The sequence below is a fragment of the Nocardioides xinjiangensis genome (genome assembly GCF_017916455.1).
Classification (GTDB): Bacteria; Actinomycetota; Actinomycetes; order Propionibacteriales; family Nocardioidaceae; genus Nocardioides; species Nocardioides xinjiangensis.
This window is the reverse complement of the sequence record NZ_JAFMSY010000001.1, coordinates 127,425-144,695: the sequence shown is the minus strand read 5'-3', so window position 1 is coordinate 144,695 and position 17,271 is coordinate 127,425. Positions and strand designations below refer to the sequence as shown.

Below are 17,271 nucleotides of genomic sequence, written 5' to 3'. Positions count from 1 at the left end.
TTGTGGACCGACGGTCCGACCGGAAGGATCCGCGACGTGGACGACGTGACGACCGACCTCCTGATCATCGGCGCCGGCCCGACCGGACTGTTCTCCGCCTACTACGCGGGGTTCCGCGGCCTGAGCGTCGCCGTCGTCGACTCGCTGCCCGAGCTGGGCGGCCAGATCACCGCCATGTACCCCGAGAAGGCGATCCTCGACGTCGCAGGCTTCCCCAGCGTCAAGGGCCGCGACCTCGTCGCCGGACTGGTCGAGCAGGCTGCCACCGCCGACCCGACGTACCTCCTCGATCGCACGGCCACCACCCTCGACCACGGCGAGGACCGGGTCGTCGTCACCCTCGACGACGGCACCCGCGTCACCGCGGGAGCGGTGCTCATCACCTCGGGCATCGGCAAGTTCAGCCCGCGACCCCTGCCCGCGGGGGAGGGGTGGGTGGGGCGCGGCATGGAGTTCTTCGTGCCCAGCTTCGCGCCGTACGCCGGCAAGGACGTCGTCGTGGTAGGCGGCGGGGACAGCGCCTTCGACTGGGCCCAGCACCTCGAGCCGATCGCGGCGTCGGTGACGCTGGTGCACCGGCGCGACGCCTTCCGCGCGCACGAGCGCACGGTCGCGGCGGTGCGGGCGTCGAGCGTCGAGATCGTCACCAACGCGCAGGTCACCGCGCTGCGCGGCGAGCGGCACCTCGAGGAGGTCGAGATCAGCGTCGACGGACAGGAGCCGCAGGTCCGCAAGGCGCAGGCCTTGGTGGCGGCGCTCGGGTTCATCGCCGACCTCGGCGCGATCCAGCAGTGGGGCCTGGAGACCCGCAAGCGGCACGTGGTGGTCGACTCGTCCATGCGCACGACGCTGCCCCGTGTCTTCGCCGCCGGCGACATCACCGACTATCCCGGCAAGGTCCGCCTCATCGCGGTCGGGTTCGGCGAGGCCGCGACCGCGGTCAACAACGCCGCGGTGGTCCTCGACCCGACCGCCCACGTCTTCCCGGGGCACTCCAGCGAGGCGTGAGCCGGAGCAGCGGGGACCGGGGTGGCCGGCGGGACGCCTACCCGCGAGTAGGCATAATGGGCGCGTGCGCATCGCCATGCTGTCCTACCGGAGCAAGCCTCACTGCGGTGGACAGGGCGTCTACGTCCGGCACCTGAGCCGCGAGCTCGTCCGCCTCGGCCACGAGGTCGAGGTGTTCTCCGGCCAGCCCTACCCCGACCTCGACGAGGGCGTGGTGCTCACCAAGGTGCCGAGCCTGGACCTCTACCGCGAGCCCGACCCGTTCCGGGTGCCGCGGCTGCGGGAGTTCCGCGACCTCATCGACGTCGAGGAGTTCCTCACGATGTGCACGGCCGGGTTTCCCGAGCCGAAGACGTTCAGCTCGCGCATCGCGCGCATCATGCGCGACCGCGCCGGCGACTTCGACATCGCGCACGACAACCAGGTGCTCGGCACGGGGATCCTCGAGCTCGAGGACCGCGGGCTGCCGGTGATCGCCACCATCCACCACCCCATCACGATGGACCGCAGGATCGACCTGCAGACGGCGCCCACGTGGCGCAAGCGGCTGACCCTGCGCCGGTGGTACGGCTTCCTGCGGATGCAGTCCAAGGTGGCCAAGCGGCTGCGCAAGGTGCTGACGCCCTCGGAGTCCTCGCGTCGCGACATCGCGCGCGACTTCGGGGTCGACCCGGCCCGGATGCAGACGATCCTGCTCGGCGTCGACGACGTCTTCGCACCGCCGACGACCCCGCGCGTCCCCGGCCGGATCCTCGCCATGGCCAGCGCCGACGCCCCCATGAAGGGCATCGCCACCCTGCTCGAGGCGTTCGCGAAGCTCGCCGTCGAGCGGGACGTCTCGCTCGTGCTGGTCACCCGGCCCGAGCCCGGTGGCCGCACCGAGCGGCTCATCGACCAGCTCGGCATCGCCGACCGGGTCACCTTCGTCAACGGCGTCAGCGACGCCGAGCTCGTCGAGGTCATGGGCTCCGCCGAGGTGGCGTGCGTGCCGTCGCTCTACGAGGGCTTCTCGTTGCCGACCGCCGAGCTGATGGCCTGCGCGACGCCGCTCGTGGTGTCCCGCGCCGGAGCGATCCCCGAGGTCGTCGGCCCCGACGGCGAGTGCGCCGACCTCGTCACGCCCGGCGACGTCGGCGAGCTCGAGCAGGCGATCGCCGCCCTGCTCGACGACCCCGAGCGGCGTACGGCGATGGGCGCGGCCGGGCGTGCCCGCGTCGAGCGGATGTTCAGCTGGCGCGCGGTGGCCGAGGCCACGGCGGCCGCCTACGAGGAGACCATCGCCGCCTTCCGCGAGGAACGGGGCCGCCACGAGCAGGAGGAGAGCCGCCGTGCTGACCGTTGACTTCGACCGGCTCGGGCTCCGTCCGGGCGAGCGGGTGCTCGACATGGGCTGCGGGGCCGGACGGCACGCCTTCGAGATGTACAAGCGCGGTGCGGACGTCGTGGCGTTCGACCAGGACGCCGACGAGCTGGCCACCGTGCGCGAGTGGTTCACCGCCATGCGCGAGGCCGGCGAGGTGCCTGACGGCGCCGAGGCCGACGTGAAGGAGGGCGACGCCCTCGCGCTGCCCTTCGCCGACGGCGAGTTCGACCGCATCGTCGCGGCCGAGGTGCTCGAGCACATCCACGCCGACGTCGACGCGATCAAGGAGCTGGTCCGGGTGCTGCGTCCGGGCGGCACGCTGGCGGTCTCGGTCCCGCGGTGGCTGCCTGAGGTGGTGAACTGGAAGCTGTCCGACGACTACCACAACGCCGAGGGCGGGCACGTGCGGATCTACACGGCCGAGGAGCTCGTCGACAAGGTCACCAAGGCGGGCCGGCCCAACGACGGGACGCCGGGTGACGCCATGGTGTTCACGGGCAAGGCCTACGCCCACGGCCTGCACACGCCCTACTGGTGGATCAAGTGCGCGGTCGGCGTGACCAACGACGACCACCCGCTCGCCAAGGCGTACCACCGGCTGCTGGTGTGGGAGATCCTGCAGGACCCGAAGCCGCTCCGGTACGCCGGGCGGCTGCTGGACCCGCTGATCGGCAAGAGCATGGTGCTCTACTTCCGCAAGCCCGAGCGCCCCGGCGCGGCGGCGTGACCCGACCGCCGGCCGACGTGCCACCGTCGGGCGAGGTGCTGAACCGCGCCCAGGTCGAGCAGACCGCGGCGACGATCGTGGCCATGCAGGAGCCCTCGGGCGCCGTGCCGTGGACGCCCGGGCAGCACACCGACGTCTGGAACCACCTGGAGTCCGCGATGGCGCTGATGGTCGGCGACCAGCGCGAGGCCGCCGAGCGGGCCTTCGCCTGGGCACGCGCCACCCAGCGGAGCGACGGCTCGTGGCCGATGAAGATCGTCGCCGGCCACGTCGAGGACCACTCCGGCGAGTCCAACATGTCGGCGTACGTCGCGGTCGCCACGTGGCACCACTGGCTCGTCGCGCGGGACGAAGCGTTCGTGCGGTCGATGTGGCCGACCGTGCGTCGCGCGCTCGACTTCGTGGTCGCCCTGCAGCTGCCGTTCGGCGGCATCGCCTGGTCGCAGGAGTGGCACGACGGCGAGCCGGGGACGGTCAACGCGGAGGCGCTGCTGGCGGGCTCCTCGAGCATCTACCACTCGCTCCGGGCGGGCGTGGCTCTCGCCGGACTCGTGGGGGAGCCGCAGGTCGAGTGGGAGCTGGCCGGTGGGCGGCTCGGCCACGCGCTGCGCGAGCACCGCGACCTCTTCCTGGACAAGTCGACGTTCTCGATGGACTGGTACTACCCGGTGCTCGGTGGAGCCGTGCGCGGCGCGGCGGCGCACGAGCTCCTCGCCGAGCGGTGGGACACCTTCGTGGTGCCCGGGCTCGGCATCCGGTGCGTGTCGACGAACCCCTGGGTGACCGGCGCCGAGACGGCCGAGCTCGTGCTGGCGCTCGACGCCGTCGGCGACCGCGGGCGGGCGCTCCAGCTGCTCGCCGACATGCAGCACCTGCGCACCGACGACGGCTCCTACTGGACCGGCTACGTGTGGCCGGACGAGGTGAACTGGCCGGGGGAGCAGACCACCTACACCGCGGCGGCAGTCATCCTGGCCGTCGACGCCCTGACCGGTGGGACCCCGGGGGCCGACATCATGCGCGGCACCACCCTGGCCCCCGACTTCGCCGAGATCGGGCTGGAGTGCGGCTGCACGTCCGCGGACGGATCAGGCGAGGGCGTCGCCGGCGTCGCCCGACGTACGGCGTAGCACCCGCATCGAGCCGACCGCCTCGACCTCGGTGAAGGCGCCCGTGGCCAGCGCCGGCAGGTAGATGTCCTCGTAGGGGGGCCGGCCCCCGTCGACCGGGTCCGGGAACACGTCGTGGATCGCCAGGACGCCGCCGGCCGCCACCCAGCGCGGCCAGGTGCGGAAGTCGGCGCGCGCCGGCTCGACCCCGTGCCCGCCGTCGATGAAGAGCAGCGACAGCGGGGTGCGCCACCAGCGCCCGACCGTCTCGGAGCGGCCCACGACCGCGACGACGTGCTCCTCGAGGCCGGCGCCGGCGATCGTGCGCCGGAAGGTGGGCAGCGTGTCCATCAGCCCGAGCTCGGGGTCCACGAGGCTGTCGTCGTGGTGCTCCCACCCCGTCTGGTTCTCCTCCGAGCCGCGATGGTGGTCGACGGTGAACACCGTGCCGCCGACCTCGCGGGCGGCGCCGCCCAGCCAGATCGCGGACTTGCCGCAGTAGGTCCCGACCTCGAGCGCCGGGCCGTGGGGCAGCCGCTCGCGGGCCCACCGGTGCAGCACGGCGCCCTCGTCCTCGGGCATGAACCCCTTCGCCGAACGCGCGTGCTCGAGCAGGTCGGCGGGCATCGTCTCGGGAGGCACGACCGACGAGACTAGTGCGTTCGGGGAAGCGTCGGTCGTGCCGTGCGCGAGGCCGGTCGCGGCCCGGCCGGTCGGAAGCTCGCGTGCCCCGCCTGCGCGCCGACACAACGTCGCTGCGTGAGTGCGATGCACGCCGCGGCAGTCCCGCCTCGGCCTCGCCACGGTGCGGCAGCTCGTGGCCTCGCTGGACGGGTGAGCCGACCCCGGCACCCGCCCCGGACCCTCAGAAGGTGTAGCCGAAGGCCTCGAGGTCGGCGGCGTACACCTCGGCGACCTTCGCGCGGGTCGCGGCGGTGTAGTACTCGCGGTAGCTCCCGTGCGGGGACTTGTTGCGGTGCGGCACCCGGGCGGGCTCGCCGCCGAGCCGGCGCTCGACCGCTGCCAGGTCCTCCGCGAACGACTCGGTGCGCCCGACGAAGTCGACCTCGCGCCCCGGAGCCCGGAGGTACTCCACCTGCGGGCGGCCCACGCGTGGCAGCTCCTCGGTGCCGCGCAGCACGAACTCCTCGAACCCCGAGTACGCGGCCGCCGCGCGCCACATGTCGTTGCCGCGCATGCGGCTCGCCTCCACGCCCTGCGGCTTGCCGCTCGAGGGGCCGTGCGCGAGGTCCCAGTCGTGGATCATCGACCACCACGACACCATGCGGGCCCACGGGTTGCGCACGAAGGCGAAGGACCAGTAGTCGGCCGTCTGCGGCTCGGCCCGGAGGATGCGGGCGTACGGCGCGTGCCGGCCCAGCGGGGGAGTCACCCCGGGCGCCTTGCTGCGCGCGTCGGGGCAGCACCGCTCGAACGCCACCCCCACGGAGACGCCGCCCGTCTTGGGCACGTGCACGAACAGTGCCCGCTTCGCGTCGGAGATCAGCACGGGCGCGAGGCTAGCCCACGCACCCGTGGCAGGTGCCGCCGAGCGGGCGCGACCCGAGCGGCGGCGTGCGGGATGATCGGCGCGTGATGACGTTCCTCGAGCTCGGGCCCGGTCGCGACTTCGTGCTGCTCGCGCTGCCGAAGACCGCCAGCACGACTCTCGAGCGCACGCTGTCGCCGTACGCCACCGAGGTCGTCGGCTCACCACCCGCGCGCAAGCACCTGCCCGCCCGGGGGTTCGTGCACACGAAGGCCCGCGAGCTGGCCGAGCAGGGCCATCCGCGTGAGTCCTACGAGCTCGTGTCGATGTTCCGTGAGCCGATCTCGTGGCTGGAGTCGTGGTGGCGCTACCGCGCCCGCGAGGACAGCCGGAGGTCGACCGCGGACATGTCCTTCGAGCAGTTCGCGCGGCATTACCTCGCCGGCGACGAGCAGGCACCCGTACCCCGGGGCCGCCCGGCGCGGTTCATCCAAGCCCGCGGCGCGGTCGAGGTGGACCGCGTCCTGAGCGTCAGCCACCCCGACGTGTGGTCGCGCTGGTTCAGCGAGCGGATCGGCGTGCCTCTGGACTTCGAGCGGCGCAACGCCTCGGGGTCCGGGCACGGCGAGCTGGAGCCCGCGACCCGCGAGGCGCTGGTCGCGCACTTCACGCCGGAGTACGACGTGTGGCGCCGGCTCGAGGCGACCGGGGAGTGGGCGGGCGCGCGCGGCACCCGCATCCCGGGCATGTCCACCTAGTCCCGGGCAGGTCAGGGGCCCTAGTAGGTGTAGCCGAAGAGGTCGATGTCCTCGGCGTAGACCTCGGCGACCCGGCGGCGCGTCTCGTCGGTGTAGTAGTCGCGGTAGCTGCCGTGGCGGGACTTGTTCTTGTGCGGTGGGGTGGACGGCTCGAGGCCGAGCTGCACCTGGACCCGCTGCAGGTCCTCGACGAAATTCTCGGTGCGGCCGATGAAGTCGACCTCGCGGCCGAGCTTCGGTGCGCGCAGGTAGGTGATCTGCGGGACGCCGACGCGGGGGAGCTCCTCGGTGCCGCGGAGCACGAACTCCTCGAACCCGGAGTACGCCGCCGCAGCGCGCCACATGTCGTTGCCGTCGCGCATGGAGTTGTGCTTGACGTCCTGCGGCTTGCCGCTCCGCGGGCCGTGGCGGCGGTCCCATGCCGAGATCATCGAGTACCACGAGACCATCCGGGCCCACGGGTTGCGCACGAACCCGAAGGTCCAGTAGTCGACGACCTGCGGCTCGTGCTTGATGATCTTGCCCAGCGTCGCGTGCCGGCCGATGGGGATCCGTGCCTTGCGGGCGTCGGGACACGCCTCCTTGACGGTCTCCTCGACCGACACGCCCCCGGTCTTGGGGACGTGGACGAAGAGCACCTGCTTGGAGTCGCTGATCAGCACGCGCCGAGGCTATCCCAAGGGCGGGGGCGCCTCCTCCGGCCGGCTCCTCCCCCCCGAGCCCCGTCGCGCCGAATGGTGGTCCAGGCCAGATGTCCCCTATTTCTCAAGGTGTTCCTCAGGAACTCTCAAGAAGTGTTCCACCGGGGCGGACCCGCGGGGCGGCGGCCATACGATCGGGATCGCCGTCGTGGGGATGGCGTACTCCGAGGACCGTGGGGGTCACCAGCATGTCCCAGATCAACCGTCGCTCCGTCGTGCGCGGCGCCGCGTGGAGCGTCCCGGTGGTCGCCGCCGCTGCCCATGCCCCGGCCTACGCCGCGTCCACCGACGCGCCGGCCATCCCCAACGCGGGCGCCTTCAGCGTTTGCCGCAACACCGGTGAGGGCCAGAGCTGCCAGGGGTACCGGTTCACGCTCGCGCTGTCGGTGCAGCCCAGCGACACTTGGGACATCGTGCTCACCGATGTCCGCATCGGCGGCGCGCAGCTGCTCCTCGCCACGACTCCCCGTGAGTTCGCAGTGACCGCGACGTCGAACGTCATCACGTTTGACGTGTGCGGCAACTTCAGTGCCAGCCAGATCTCTTTCACCCTCAAGTACTCGGCCACCAACCGCCGTACCGTCGTCACCACGACTGACCTCGGCGGCACGTACGCCATCTCGGGCATCAAGCAGTGCGCCTGACGGCCCTCGCCTAGCGTTGGCGGGTGCCCACGTCGTCGCCCCCCGGCTACCGCCCGTCGCAGAAGGTCCTGCACTGGCTCACCGTCGCGGCGATCGCCGCGCAGTTCGCGGTCGGCTACCGCCTCGACCTCGACGAGGGCTGCGATCCTCCGGGCGAGGACCTCAGCGGCGGTGACACCACCGACGCCTTCGAGGAGCAGCTCGACCGGCTCGAGGAGCGGTGCGAGGACCGCGCCGACCGCTACGACCTGCTCGGCGGGGGGTTCGACCTCGCCGAGCTCCACCTCGCGCTGGGGCTGCTGGTGCTCGCGCTGGGCGTGGTGCGGCCGCTGTGGCGCAAGGTGGCGGGCCTGCCGCCGTGGTCGGAGCACCTCTCCGACGCGGACCGGCGGCTCGTCCACTGGACCGAGCGCGCGCTGCTGCTCCTGCTCGTCCTCGTGCCGCTGTCGGGACTGGTGCTGGTCGGCACGGGGGACGACGCCTGGCTGCCGCTGCACGTCGCGGCGCACGTCGCCTTCTTCGTGGCGCTCACGGCGCACCTGTTCACCAACGTGCGCCCGGCGATCCTGCGCCGGATGCTGCCCGGCGGCTGAGGACGGCGCCCGCGGCTCGGCGGGTCAGGCCTCGAGCGGCCACCCGCGCTGCGCCCAGCCGCCCGTGCCGCCGGACACGTTGACGGCCACGACGCCGCGCGAGCGCAGGTGGTCCACCACCTGGCGGCTGCGGCCCCCCGACTGGCAGACCACGAAGACCGGCCGGTCCTGCGGGAGCTCCGCCACCCGTGCGGGCACGTCGTTCATGGGGATGTGCACGGCACCTGGCACGCGTCCCTTCGCCACCTCGTCGGCCTCCCGCACGTCGAGGACGTACGCCCCCTGGCTGTGCGCGGCGGCGAACTCGTCGAGGCCCACCTCGTCCTGCGGCGCCTGCTCAGCGGCCTGCTGTGCGGCCTGGACCTCCTGCCGCACGGCGTCCATGTCGAGCTCGCGCGCCTGCTGGATCACGCCCGCCAGGGCCTGCGGCGGCAGGGCGCCGGCCTGGTTGAACAGCAGGATGCCGTCGCGGAACAGCATGAGGGTGGGGATGGAGGTGATCGCCGCCATCTGCGCCAGCTGCTGCTCGGCCTCGGTGTCGACCTTGCCGAAGACGATGTCCGGGTTGTCCTCCGACGCCTTCTCGAAGACGGGGGCGAACTGCCGGCACGGACCGCACCACGCCGCCCAGAAGTCGACGAGGACGATGCCCTCGCCGCTCACGGTCTGCTCGAAGTCGGCCAGGGTCAGTGCACGGGTGCTCATGCTCCCAGCGTGCCACGCCTCACCAGCCGCGCTCGCGCCACTCCTCCAGGTGGGGCCGCTCGTCGCCCAGCCTGCCGTCGCCGCCGTGCCCCGGGTAGAACCACGTCTCGTCGGGGAGCCGGCCGAAGAGCTTGGTCTCCACCTCGCCGATCAGCTGCGTGAAGGCGTCGGCGTCGCCGAACGTCGCGCCCACGCCGCCGGGGAAGAGGGAGTCGCCCGTGAACAGGTGCGGCGTGGCCGAGGCTCCCGCGTCGTCGAGCAGCAGGCAGATGGACCCGGGGGTGTGGCCCGCGACCGGGATCACCGCCAGGTCGGAGGAGCCCACGCGCACCGTGTCGCCCTCGCCCACCCGGCGCTCGACCCTCACCCCCGTCTGCTCCTCGATCGCGTCGGCGTCGGGCTCGCCGGCGACCACCACGGCGTGCGGGTGGGCGGCCTTGACCGCCGCGAGGGCGCGGTGGTGGTCCCAGTGCCGGTGCGTGGTGACGACCGCCGTGAGCGGCCGGTCGCCGACGAGCTCGAGGAGGCGCTCGGGCTCCGCGGCGGCGTCGACCAGCACGAGGTCGCCGGTCTCGCCGCAGTGGAGCAGGTAGCAGTTGTTGGACATCTCCGGGTCGACCGCGACCTTGGTCAGCGTGAGTCGGCCGAGGCGGCGGACGTCCGCGGCGCCGCCGGGGGAGACGTCGCCGGTGTAGGTGTCGGGCTGCGGGTCGTTCACCATGCCTCCATCTCCGGCAGCTCGCCGGTGTCGGACGTGAGACCCTCGCCCGAGCCGCGGCCGGTGAGCCACCAGGCGAGGTCGGCGGAGGTGCCGGTGACGGTCGGACCGCCGTCGCCGTCGCCGTAGCGCCAGGTGCCGTCGAGGTCCGTGGCCCGGACGGTCAGCGGCACCGTGCGGAACGCGCGCAGGGAGTCGAGCAGCACCCTGCGGAAGCCCTCAGGCCAGTCGGCCCGGGTGTAGCCCGCGCCGAGGTCGGCGTGGTGGATCTCCACCTCGCGCAACCGCATGAGCGGGACGCTGGTGAGCGCGTACGTCGGTCCGTCGGGCACCCGCTCGAACCGCCCGTCCCAGTCGGCCTCGTGCATCGCGCCGAGCGCGTCGGTGAACCGCGCCGTCGCGGCGAGCAGCCGCTCGCGCAGCTCGGCGGGCGACGCCGTCGCGAGGTCGGCGATGTCGGCGTCGCGTCGCTCGACGGAGGCGTACATCGGACGCGGCCGGCCGACGTGGGCGCCGTGCAGCACTCCGCCGAGCCCCTCGGCGTTGAGGGCGAGGTGGGCGACGACGTGGGCGCGGGTCCAGCCGGGCAGTTGGGTCGGCTCCGCATACTGGTCGTCGGAGAGTCCGTCCACGGTGCGCACCAGCGCCTGGTCGGCCTGGGCGATGAGCTCGGGCAGGGCGCCCGCGACGTCGGTCACGCTGCCATCGTGCCACCTCGTCCGCCCTCTCCGGAGTCCACCCGCGTGGGTGATCGATGGATCCGCTGTCGGTGCTGCGTGAGAGGGTGGAACGGCGAGTCGGAGCACCCGACCGCGTACGCTGAGCCGAACACGTGTTCGACTCCACCGCATGCCAGATCGAGGATCAACTGTGGCCGACCAGCTCATCATCCGGGGCGCCCGGGAGCACAACCTCAAGGACGTCTCCCTCGACCTCCCGCGTGACTCGCTCATCGTGTTCACCGGGCTCTCCGGCTCGGGCAAGTCCAGCCTCGCCTTCGACACGATCTTCGCGGAGGGCCAGCGTCGCTACGTCGAGTCGCTGTCGGCCTACGCCCGTCAGTTCCTCGGCCAGATGGACAAGCCCGACGTCGACTTCATCGAGGGCCTCAGCCCGGCCGTCAGCATCGACCAGAAGTCCACCTCGAAGAACCCTCGCTCGACCGTCGGCACGATCACGGAGGTCTACGACTACCTCCGCCTGCTCTACGCCCGCGCCGGTCGGGCGCACTGCCCGACGTGCGGGGCGCCGATCGAGCGCCAGACGCCGCAGCAGATCGTCGACCGGATCCTCTCGCTCGAGGAGGGCCGCCGCTTCCAGGTGCTGGCGCCGGTCATCCGCGGCCGCAAGGGCGAGTACGTCGAGCTGTTCCGCCAGCTGCAGCAGCAGGGCTTCAGCCGCGCGCGCGTCGACGGCCAGACCCACACGCTCGACGACCCGCCGACCCTCGACAAGAAGCTCAAGCACACGATCGAGGTCGTGGTCGACCGCCTCGCCGTCAAGGAGTCGTCCAAGCGCCGCCTGACCGACTCGGTCGAGACGGCGCTGGGGCTCGCCGGCGGGCTCGTCGTGTTCGACTTCGTCGACCTCGACCCCTCGGACGCCGGCCGCGAGATGAAGTTCTCGGAGAAGATGGCGTGCCCCAACGACCACACCATCGACACCGACGACCTCGAGCCCCGCTCGTTCTCCTTCAACTCCCCGTTCGGCGCCTGCCCCGTGTGCTCGGGCCTCGGCACGAGGATGGAGGTCGACCCCGACCTCGTGGTCCCCGACCCCGGCGCCACCCTCGGCGAGGGCGCGATCGCCCCGTGGAGCGGCGCCCACGTCGCCGACTACTTCCTGCGCCTGGTCAACGCGCTGGGCGAGGAGCTCGGCTTCGACCTCAACACCCCGTGGTCGGAGCTCCCCGCCAAGGCCCGCACCTCGCTGCTCGAGGGCCACAAGACCAAGGTCCACGTCGTCACGCGCAACCGCTACGGGCGCCAGCGCGCCTACTACGCGGCGTTCGAGGGCGTGCGCCCCTACGTCGAGCGCCGCCACCGGGAGGCGGAGTCCGACACCAGCCGCGAGCGGTTCGAGGGCTTCATGCGCGAGGTGCCCTGCCCCGCCTGCCGCGGCACCCGGCTCAAGCCGGTGTCGGTGTCGGTGACGCTCGGCGCCCGCGACCAGGGCGGCAAGAACATCGCCGAGGTCTGCGCGCTGCCGATCAACGAGGCGGCCCACTACCTGCGCACCGTCGACCTGTCGGTGCGCGAGCGCCAGATCGGCGAGCGGGTCCTCAAGGAGATCCAGGAGCGCCTGCAGTTCCTGCTCGACGTCGGCCTCGACTACCTCTCGCTCGACCGGCCGAGCGGCTCGCTGTCGGGCGGCGAGGCGCAGCGCATCCGGCTGGCCACGCAGATCGGCGCCGGCCTGGTGGGCGTGCTCTACGTCCTCGACGAGCCCTCGATCGGCCTCCACCAGCGCGACAACCAGCGCCTCATCGAGACGCTCGTCCGGCTCAAGGACCTCGGCAACACCCTGATCGTGGTCGAGCACGACGAGGACACCGTGCGGGTGGCCGACTGGGTCGTCGACATCGGCCCGGGCGCCGGCGAGCACGGCGGCCAGGTGGTGCACTCAGGCACCGTCGCCGACCTGCTGGCGCACCCGGACTCGATGACCGGGCAGTACCTCAGCGGACGGCGCGAGATCCCCGTCCCGGCCGTACGCCGCCCGCGCACCCGGGGCCGTGAGCTCACCGTGCACGGCGCGCGCGAGCACAACCTGCAGAACGTCGACGTCAGCTTCCCGCTCGGCGTCTTCTGCGCGGTCACCGGGGTGTCGGGCTCGGGCAAGTCCACCCTCGTCAACGACATCCTCTACACCTCGCTGGCCAAGCAGATCTACAACGCCCGGACGGTCCCGGGCCGGCACACGAAGATCACCGGGCTCGAGCACGTCGACAAGGTGATCCACGTCGACCAGTCGCCGATCGGCCGCACCCCGCGCTCCAACCCCGCGACCTACACGGGGGTCTTCGACCACATCCGCCGGCTCTTCGCCTCGACGCCCGAGGCCAAGATGCGCGGCTACCTCCAGGGCCGGTTCTCCTTCAACGTCAAGGGCGGGCGCTGCGAGGCCTGCTCCGGCGACGGCACGATCAAGATCGAGATGAACTTCCTGCCGGACGTCTACGTCCCGTGCGAGGTCTGCCACGGCGCCCGCTACAACCGCGAGACGCTCGAGGTCCACTACAAGGGCAAGACCATCGCCGAGGTCCTCGACATGCCGATCGAGGAGGCCGCGGAGTTCTTCGCCGCGGTGCCCGCGATCGCCCGGCACATGAAGACCCTCGAGGAGGTCGGCCTCGGCTACGTCCGCCTGGGTCAGCCGGCGACGACGCTGTCCGGCGGCGAGGCGCAGCGCGTCAAGCTCGCCAGCGAGCTGCAGAAGCGGTCCACCGGACGCACCGTCTACGTGCTCGACGAGCCGACGACCGGCCTGCACTTCGAGGACATCCGCAAGCTGCTGGGGGTGCTGTCCAGCCTGGTCGACAAGGGCAACACGGTGCTGGTGATCGAGCACAACCTCGACGTCATCAAGACCGCCGACTGGCTCATCGACATGGGTCCCGAGGGCGGCTCGCGCGGTGGCACGGTGGTCGCCGAGGGCACGCCCGAGGAAGTGGCGGCGGTGGCCGAGAGCCACACCGGCGCGTTCCTGGCGCCGATCCTCGAGGGCCGCGGCGCCCAGCAGCCGGGCGCGCCACGACGCGCTCCGGCGGCCGCGTCCGCCGGACCCTCGCGCCGGACCGCGACCGCCAAGGCGCCGGCGAAGAAGGCGCCGGCGAAGAAGGCCGCCGCCAAGGCCCCGGCCAGGAAGGCCGCGACGACGGGCGCGGCGCGCACGGCACCGGCGAGGAAGACCTCCTGAGCCCTCGTGCCGCACAGGTTCCTCACAGGCGGGGTGGCTAGGGTCGCGGCATGACCGCCATCAACAGACGTCGTGCCCTGACCGGTTCCGCCGCGATCGCCGTGGGCGCCCCCGTGCTCGCCGCCTGCGGCTCCGACGAGCCGACGGCCACCGACCCCGCGGACGACGCCTCGGCCTCGCCCTCGGACGCGTCGTCCTCACCCAGCTCCCCGGACGGGACCCAGACCCCGAGCGATGACGCCGGCGCGCTGGCGAGCACGGCCGACGTCCCGGTCGGCGGGTGCTTCGTGGTGGCGAGCGCCAAGATCGTGCTGACCCAGCCGACGGAGGGGGACTTCAAGGCGTTCTCCGCCGTGTGCACCCACCAGGGATGCCTCGTCGAGTCCAGCAGCGAGGGCGACATCCCCTGCCCGTGCCACGCCAGCAAGTTCTCGCTGGAGGACGGCTCCCCGCTCTCCGGGCCGGCGACCGCGGCGCTCGAGACCGTCGCGATCACGGTCGAGGGCGACTCCATCGCGCAGGCCTGAGCGTGGCCCGTCCCTCGACGCGGCGGTGACCGCGACGTCCCGGACGGTGGTGCCGCGGGTGGGCCGGCACCGGGTCGTGCTGCCTGTCGGGGGCCGCCCGTAGGGTTGTCGGGTGGCCACGCCGAGCTCCTATCGACCCGCTCCAGGGTCGATCCCCACCAAGCCGGGGGTCTACCGGTTCCGCGACGCCAAGGGCCGCGTCATCTACGTCGGCAAGGCCAAGAGCCTGCGGCCGCGGCTGTCGTCCTACTTCCAGGACATCGCCAACCTGCACCCCCGCACCGCCAGCATGGTCACGACCGGGGCGAGCGTCGAGTGGACCGTGGTCGACACCGAAGTCGAGGCGCTCCAGCTGGAGTACAGCTGGATCAAGGAGTTCGACCCGCGGTTCAACGTCAAGTACCGCGACGACAAGTCCTACCCCTGGCTCGCCGTCACCGTGGGCGAGGAGTTCCCGCGCGTGATGGTCGGCCGGGGCGCCAAGCGCAAGGGCACCCGCTACTTCGGCCCCTACAGCCACGCCTGGGCGATCCGGGAGACCGTCGACCTGCTGCTGCGCGTCTTCCCGATGCGCTCGTGCAGCAACGGCGTGTTCAAGCGCTCGGCGCAGATCGGGCGCCCCTGCCTCCTGGGCTACATCGACAAGTGCGCCGCGCCGTGCGTCGGCACCGTCACCGCCGAGGAGCACCGCGAGATCGTCGACGACTTCTGCGACTTCATGGCCGGCAACACCGCGGCGTTCACCAAGCGGCTCGAGCGGGAGATGTACGCCGCCTCCGAGGCGCTCGACTTCGAGAAGGCCGCGCGCCTGCGCGACGACCTCGGCGCGCTCAACCGGGCGCTCGAGAAGCAGGCGGTCGTGCTGCGCGACGGCACCGACGCCGACGTCATCGCGCTGGCCGAGGACCCGCTCGAGGTCGCCGTCCAGATCTTCTACGTGCGGGGCGGGCGCATCCGCGGCCAGCGCGGCTGGGTCGCCGACCGCACCGACGAGGGCGGCACCCCCGAGCTGGTCCAGGACTTCCTGCTCCAGCTCTACGGCGGCGAGACCGAGTCCATCCCGCGCGAGGTGCTCGTGCCCGCGCTCCCGCCCGACCACGACGTGCTCGAGGAGCTGCTCACCGAGCGGCGGGGGAGCAGGGTCGCCATCCGCGTCCCGCAGCGCGGCGACAAGCGCGACCTCCAGCAGACCGTGGCGACCAACGCCGCGCAGGCGCTGGCGCTCCACAAGACCAAGCGCGCCAGCGACCTGACCACCCGCAACCGGGCGCTCGAGGAGATCCAGCAGTCGCTCGGCCTCGACGAGGTGCCGCTGCGCATCGAGTGCTACGACGTGTCCAACCTCCAAGGCACGGAGGTCGTGGCGTCGATGGTGGTCTTCGAGGACGGACTGGCGCGCAAGTCGGAGTACCGCCGGTTCGTGATCCGCGGCGTCGACGGGCAGAACGACGTCGCGTCGATGCACGAGGTGATCACCCGGCGCTTCAAGCGGCTGCTCGACGAGCAGAGCCGGGTCGAGCCGCACGACGCTCCGCCGGCGGCCTCGGAGGGTCGCGCGGCGGCGCAGGCCGGTCCGGACGACTCCCAGAGGCCCCTCCTCGTCGACCCCGAGACGGGCCGGCCCCGCAAGTTCGCCTACGTCCCGTCCCTGGTCGTCGTCGACGGCGGCCCGCCGCAGGTCGCGGCCGCGCAGCAGGCGCTGGCCGAGCTGGGCATCAACGACGTCCCGGTCTGCGGGCTGGCCAAGCGGCTCGAGGAGGTGTGGCTGCCCGGCGAGGAGGACCCGGTCATCATGGCCCGCACGAGCGAGGGGCTCTACCTCCTGCAGCGCATCCGTGACGAGGCGCACCGCTTCGCCATCAACCACCACCGCGGCCGGCGCTCGAAGTCGATGGTCGAGAGCACCCTCGACGACGTCCCGGGGCTCGGCGAGGTCCGGCGCAAGACGTTGCTCAAGCACTTCGGCTCGCTCAAGAAGCTGCGCGAGGCGGAGGTCGACGAGATCGCCCTGGTGCCCGGCATCGGGCCGCGCACCGCGACCGCCATCAAGGACGCCGTCGCGAAGGTCGACGCGACCGGCAAGACTGCTGCCAAGGCGCCGACGGTCAACACCGCCACCGGCGAGATCATGGAGGACTAGATGGACGAGCCGACCCCCGGCGAGCTGGTGGTCGTCACCGGCATGACCGGCGCCGGCCGCAGCACCGCAGCCAAGGAACTCGAGGACCTCGGCTACTTCGTCGTCGACAACCTCCCGCCGACACTGGTCCGCGACGTGGTCCGCCTCGTCGACGACAGTCGCGGGATCCACCAGCCCATCGCGGTGGTGGTCGACGTGCGCTCCGGCTCGTTCTTCGACTCCCTCCAGGCCAACCGCCACCAGCAGGTCACCGGCCGCCCCACGACGCTGCTGTTCCTCGAGGCCAGCGACGAGGTGCTCGTGCGCCGGCAGGAGGCGGCACGCCGGCCGCACCCCCTCCAGGGCGGCGGCCGCCTGCTGCACGGGCTGCGGCGTGAGCGCGAGGTGATGGCCGACGTCCGCGGCGACGCCGACGTCCTCCTCGACACCTCGAACTTCAACGTCCACCAGCTACAGGACCGCATCGCGGAACTGTTCGGCACGGCCGCCACGACCCGGCTGAAGATCACCGTGATCAGCTTCGGCTTCAAGTACGGCATCCCCGTCGACGCCGACTGGGTCGTCGACATGCGCTTCCTGCCCAACCCGCACTGGGTCCCCGACCTGCGCCCCCAGAACGGTCGCGACCCCGACGTCTCGGCCTACGTGCTGTCCCAGCCGGCTGCGGGGACGTTCCTCGAGCAGTACCTCCCGGTGCTCGAGACCGTCGCCCGCGGCTACCTCACCGAGGGCAAGCGCTTCATGCAGGTGGCCGTCGGCTGCACCGGCGGCAAGCACCGGAGCGTCGCGATGACCGAGGCGATCGCCGGGCGGCTGCGGGAGGCGGGCTACGACGTGAGCACCACCCACCGCGACCTCGGCAGGGAGTGAC

General features: G+C 72.3%; 17 protein-coding genes. 11 read left to right on the top strand and 6 right to left on the bottom strand.

Annotated elements, in window-relative coordinates; all coding sequences use genetic code 11:
- Nucleotides 1-36 precede the first annotated feature (36 nt).
- From J3P38_RS00725 to J3P38_RS00710, 4 genes are all read left to right on the top strand, one after another.
- On the top strand, nucleotides 37-1,008 hold the full coding sequence (locus tag J3P38_RS00725; protein WP_210437740.1) for an NAD(P)/FAD-dependent oxidoreductase: 972 nt from the start codon (nucleotides 37-39) through the stop codon (nucleotides 1,006-1,008).
- A 64-nt stretch (nucleotides 1,009-1,072) separates the two neighbouring features.
- Nucleotides 1,073-2,350 carry a glycosyltransferase family 4 protein gene (locus tag J3P38_RS00720; RefSeq protein ID WP_210502373.1) on the top strand — a complete coding sequence of 426 codons (1,278 nt, stop codon included), beginning with the start codon at nucleotides 1,073-1,075 and terminating at the stop codon, nucleotides 2,348-2,350.
- The gene (locus tag J3P38_RS00715) at nucleotides 2,337-3,098 is read left to right on the top strand and encodes a class I SAM-dependent methyltransferase (protein WP_210502372.1); all 762 of its coding nucleotides are present in this window, start codon (nucleotides 2,337-2,339) and stop codon (nucleotides 3,096-3,098) included. The genes J3P38_RS00720 and J3P38_RS00715 overlap by 14 nt, the downstream gene beginning before the upstream one ends.
- The gene (locus J3P38_RS00710) at nucleotides 3,095-4,228 is read left to right on the top strand and encodes a prenyltransferase/squalene oxidase repeat-containing protein (protein WP_210502371.1); all 1,134 of its coding nucleotides are present in this window, start codon (nucleotides 3,095-3,097) and stop codon (nucleotides 4,226-4,228) included. The genes J3P38_RS00715 and J3P38_RS00710 overlap by 4 nt, the downstream gene beginning before the upstream one ends.
- Here J3P38_RS00710 and J3P38_RS00705 read toward each other — a convergent pair.
- Nucleotides 4,187-4,849 (bottom strand): class I SAM-dependent methyltransferase, encoded by a 663-nt coding sequence (locus J3P38_RS00705; protein WP_307807621.1) that lies wholly within the window; start codon nucleotides 4,847-4,849, stop codon nucleotides 4,187-4,189. The two genes, J3P38_RS00710 and J3P38_RS00705, sit on opposite strands and share 42 nt — an antisense overlap.
- Nucleotides 4,850-5,072: 223 nt before the next feature.
- Nucleotides 5,073-5,717: a sulfotransferase family 2 domain-containing protein gene (locus tag J3P38_RS00700; RefSeq protein WP_210502370.1), complete on the bottom strand. Its 645-nt coding sequence runs from the start codon at nucleotides 5,715-5,717 to the stop codon at nucleotides 5,073-5,075.
- An 83-nt stretch (nucleotides 5,718-5,800) separates the two neighbouring features.
- Here J3P38_RS00700 and J3P38_RS00695 point away from each other — a divergent pair, with 83 nt between their 5' ends.
- Nucleotides 5,801-6,454, top strand: a complete 654-nt coding sequence (locus J3P38_RS00695) for a hypothetical protein (protein WP_210502369.1) — start codon at nucleotides 5,801-5,803, stop codon at nucleotides 6,452-6,454.
- Nucleotides 6,455-6,474: 20 nt separating this feature from the next.
- On the opposite strand, the gene J3P38_RS00690 is transcribed toward J3P38_RS00695, so the two are convergent.
- Nucleotides 6,475-7,116 carry a sulfotransferase family 2 domain-containing protein gene (locus tag J3P38_RS00690; RefSeq protein WP_210502368.1) on the bottom strand — a complete coding sequence of 214 codons (642 nt, stop codon included), beginning with the start codon at nucleotides 7,114-7,116 and terminating at the stop codon, nucleotides 6,475-6,477.
- Between the two features lie 227 nt (nucleotides 7,117-7,343).
- Here J3P38_RS00690 and J3P38_RS00685 point away from each other — a divergent pair, with 227 nt between their 5' ends.
- Together J3P38_RS00685 and J3P38_RS00680 are read left to right on the top strand one after the other, a co-directional pair.
- A complete protein-coding gene (locus J3P38_RS00685) occupies nucleotides 7,344-7,799 on the top strand; it encodes a hypothetical protein (RefSeq protein WP_210502367.1) in 456 nt (151 codons plus the stop codon).
- Between the two features lie 23 nt (nucleotides 7,800-7,822).
- Complete coding sequence (locus tag J3P38_RS00680; protein WP_210502366.1) at nucleotides 7,823-8,392, top strand: cytochrome b/b6 domain-containing protein; 570 nt, start codon at nucleotides 7,823-7,825, stop codon at nucleotides 8,390-8,392.
- Between the two features lie 24 nt (nucleotides 8,393-8,416).
- Here J3P38_RS00680 and trxA read toward each other — a convergent pair whose 3' ends face one another.
- Genes trxA through J3P38_RS00665 form a run of 3 tightly spaced genes read right to left on the bottom strand, consistent with a single transcriptional unit; the run spans nucleotide 8,417 to nucleotide 10,513 of the window.
- Complete coding sequence (trxA, locus tag J3P38_RS18230; RefSeq protein ID WP_210502365.1) at nucleotides 8,417-9,097, bottom strand: thioredoxin; 681 nt, start codon at nucleotides 9,095-9,097, stop codon at nucleotides 8,417-8,419.
- Between the two features lie 19 nt (nucleotides 9,098-9,116).
- A complete protein-coding gene (locus tag J3P38_RS00670) occupies nucleotides 9,117-9,818 on the bottom strand; it encodes an MBL fold metallo-hydrolase (protein ID WP_210502364.1) in 702 nt (233 codons plus the stop codon).
- Entirely contained in the window at nucleotides 9,812-10,513 is a 702-nt protein-coding gene (locus J3P38_RS00665) for a maleylpyruvate isomerase family mycothiol-dependent enzyme (RefSeq protein WP_210502363.1), read from the bottom strand. The genes J3P38_RS00670 and J3P38_RS00665 overlap by 7 nt, the downstream gene beginning before the upstream one ends.
- A 172-nt stretch (nucleotides 10,514-10,685) precedes the next feature.
- Here J3P38_RS00665 and uvrA point away from each other — a divergent pair, with 172 nt between their 5' ends.
- From uvrA to rapZ, 4 genes are all read left to right on the top strand, one after another.
- A complete protein-coding gene (gene uvrA / locus J3P38_RS00660) occupies nucleotides 10,686-13,733 on the top strand; it encodes an excinuclease ABC subunit UvrA (protein WP_210502362.1) in 3,048 nt (1,015 codons plus the stop codon).
- Nucleotides 13,734-13,783: 50 nt separating this feature from the next.
- Nucleotides 13,784-14,260 (top strand): Rieske (2Fe-2S) protein, encoded by a 477-nt coding sequence (locus tag J3P38_RS00655; protein ID WP_210502361.1) that lies wholly within the window; start codon nucleotides 13,784-13,786, stop codon nucleotides 14,258-14,260.
- 112 nt (nucleotides 14,261-14,372) lie between these two features.
- Complete coding sequence (uvrC, locus tag J3P38_RS00650; protein WP_210502360.1) at nucleotides 14,373-16,400, top strand: excinuclease ABC subunit UvrC; 2,028 nt, start codon at nucleotides 14,373-14,375, stop codon at nucleotides 16,398-16,400.
- A complete protein-coding gene (gene rapZ, locus J3P38_RS00645) occupies nucleotides 16,401-17,270 on the top strand; it encodes an RNase adapter RapZ (RefSeq protein WP_210502359.1) in 870 nt (289 codons plus the stop codon).
- Nucleotide 17,271: the final 1 nt, after the last annotated feature.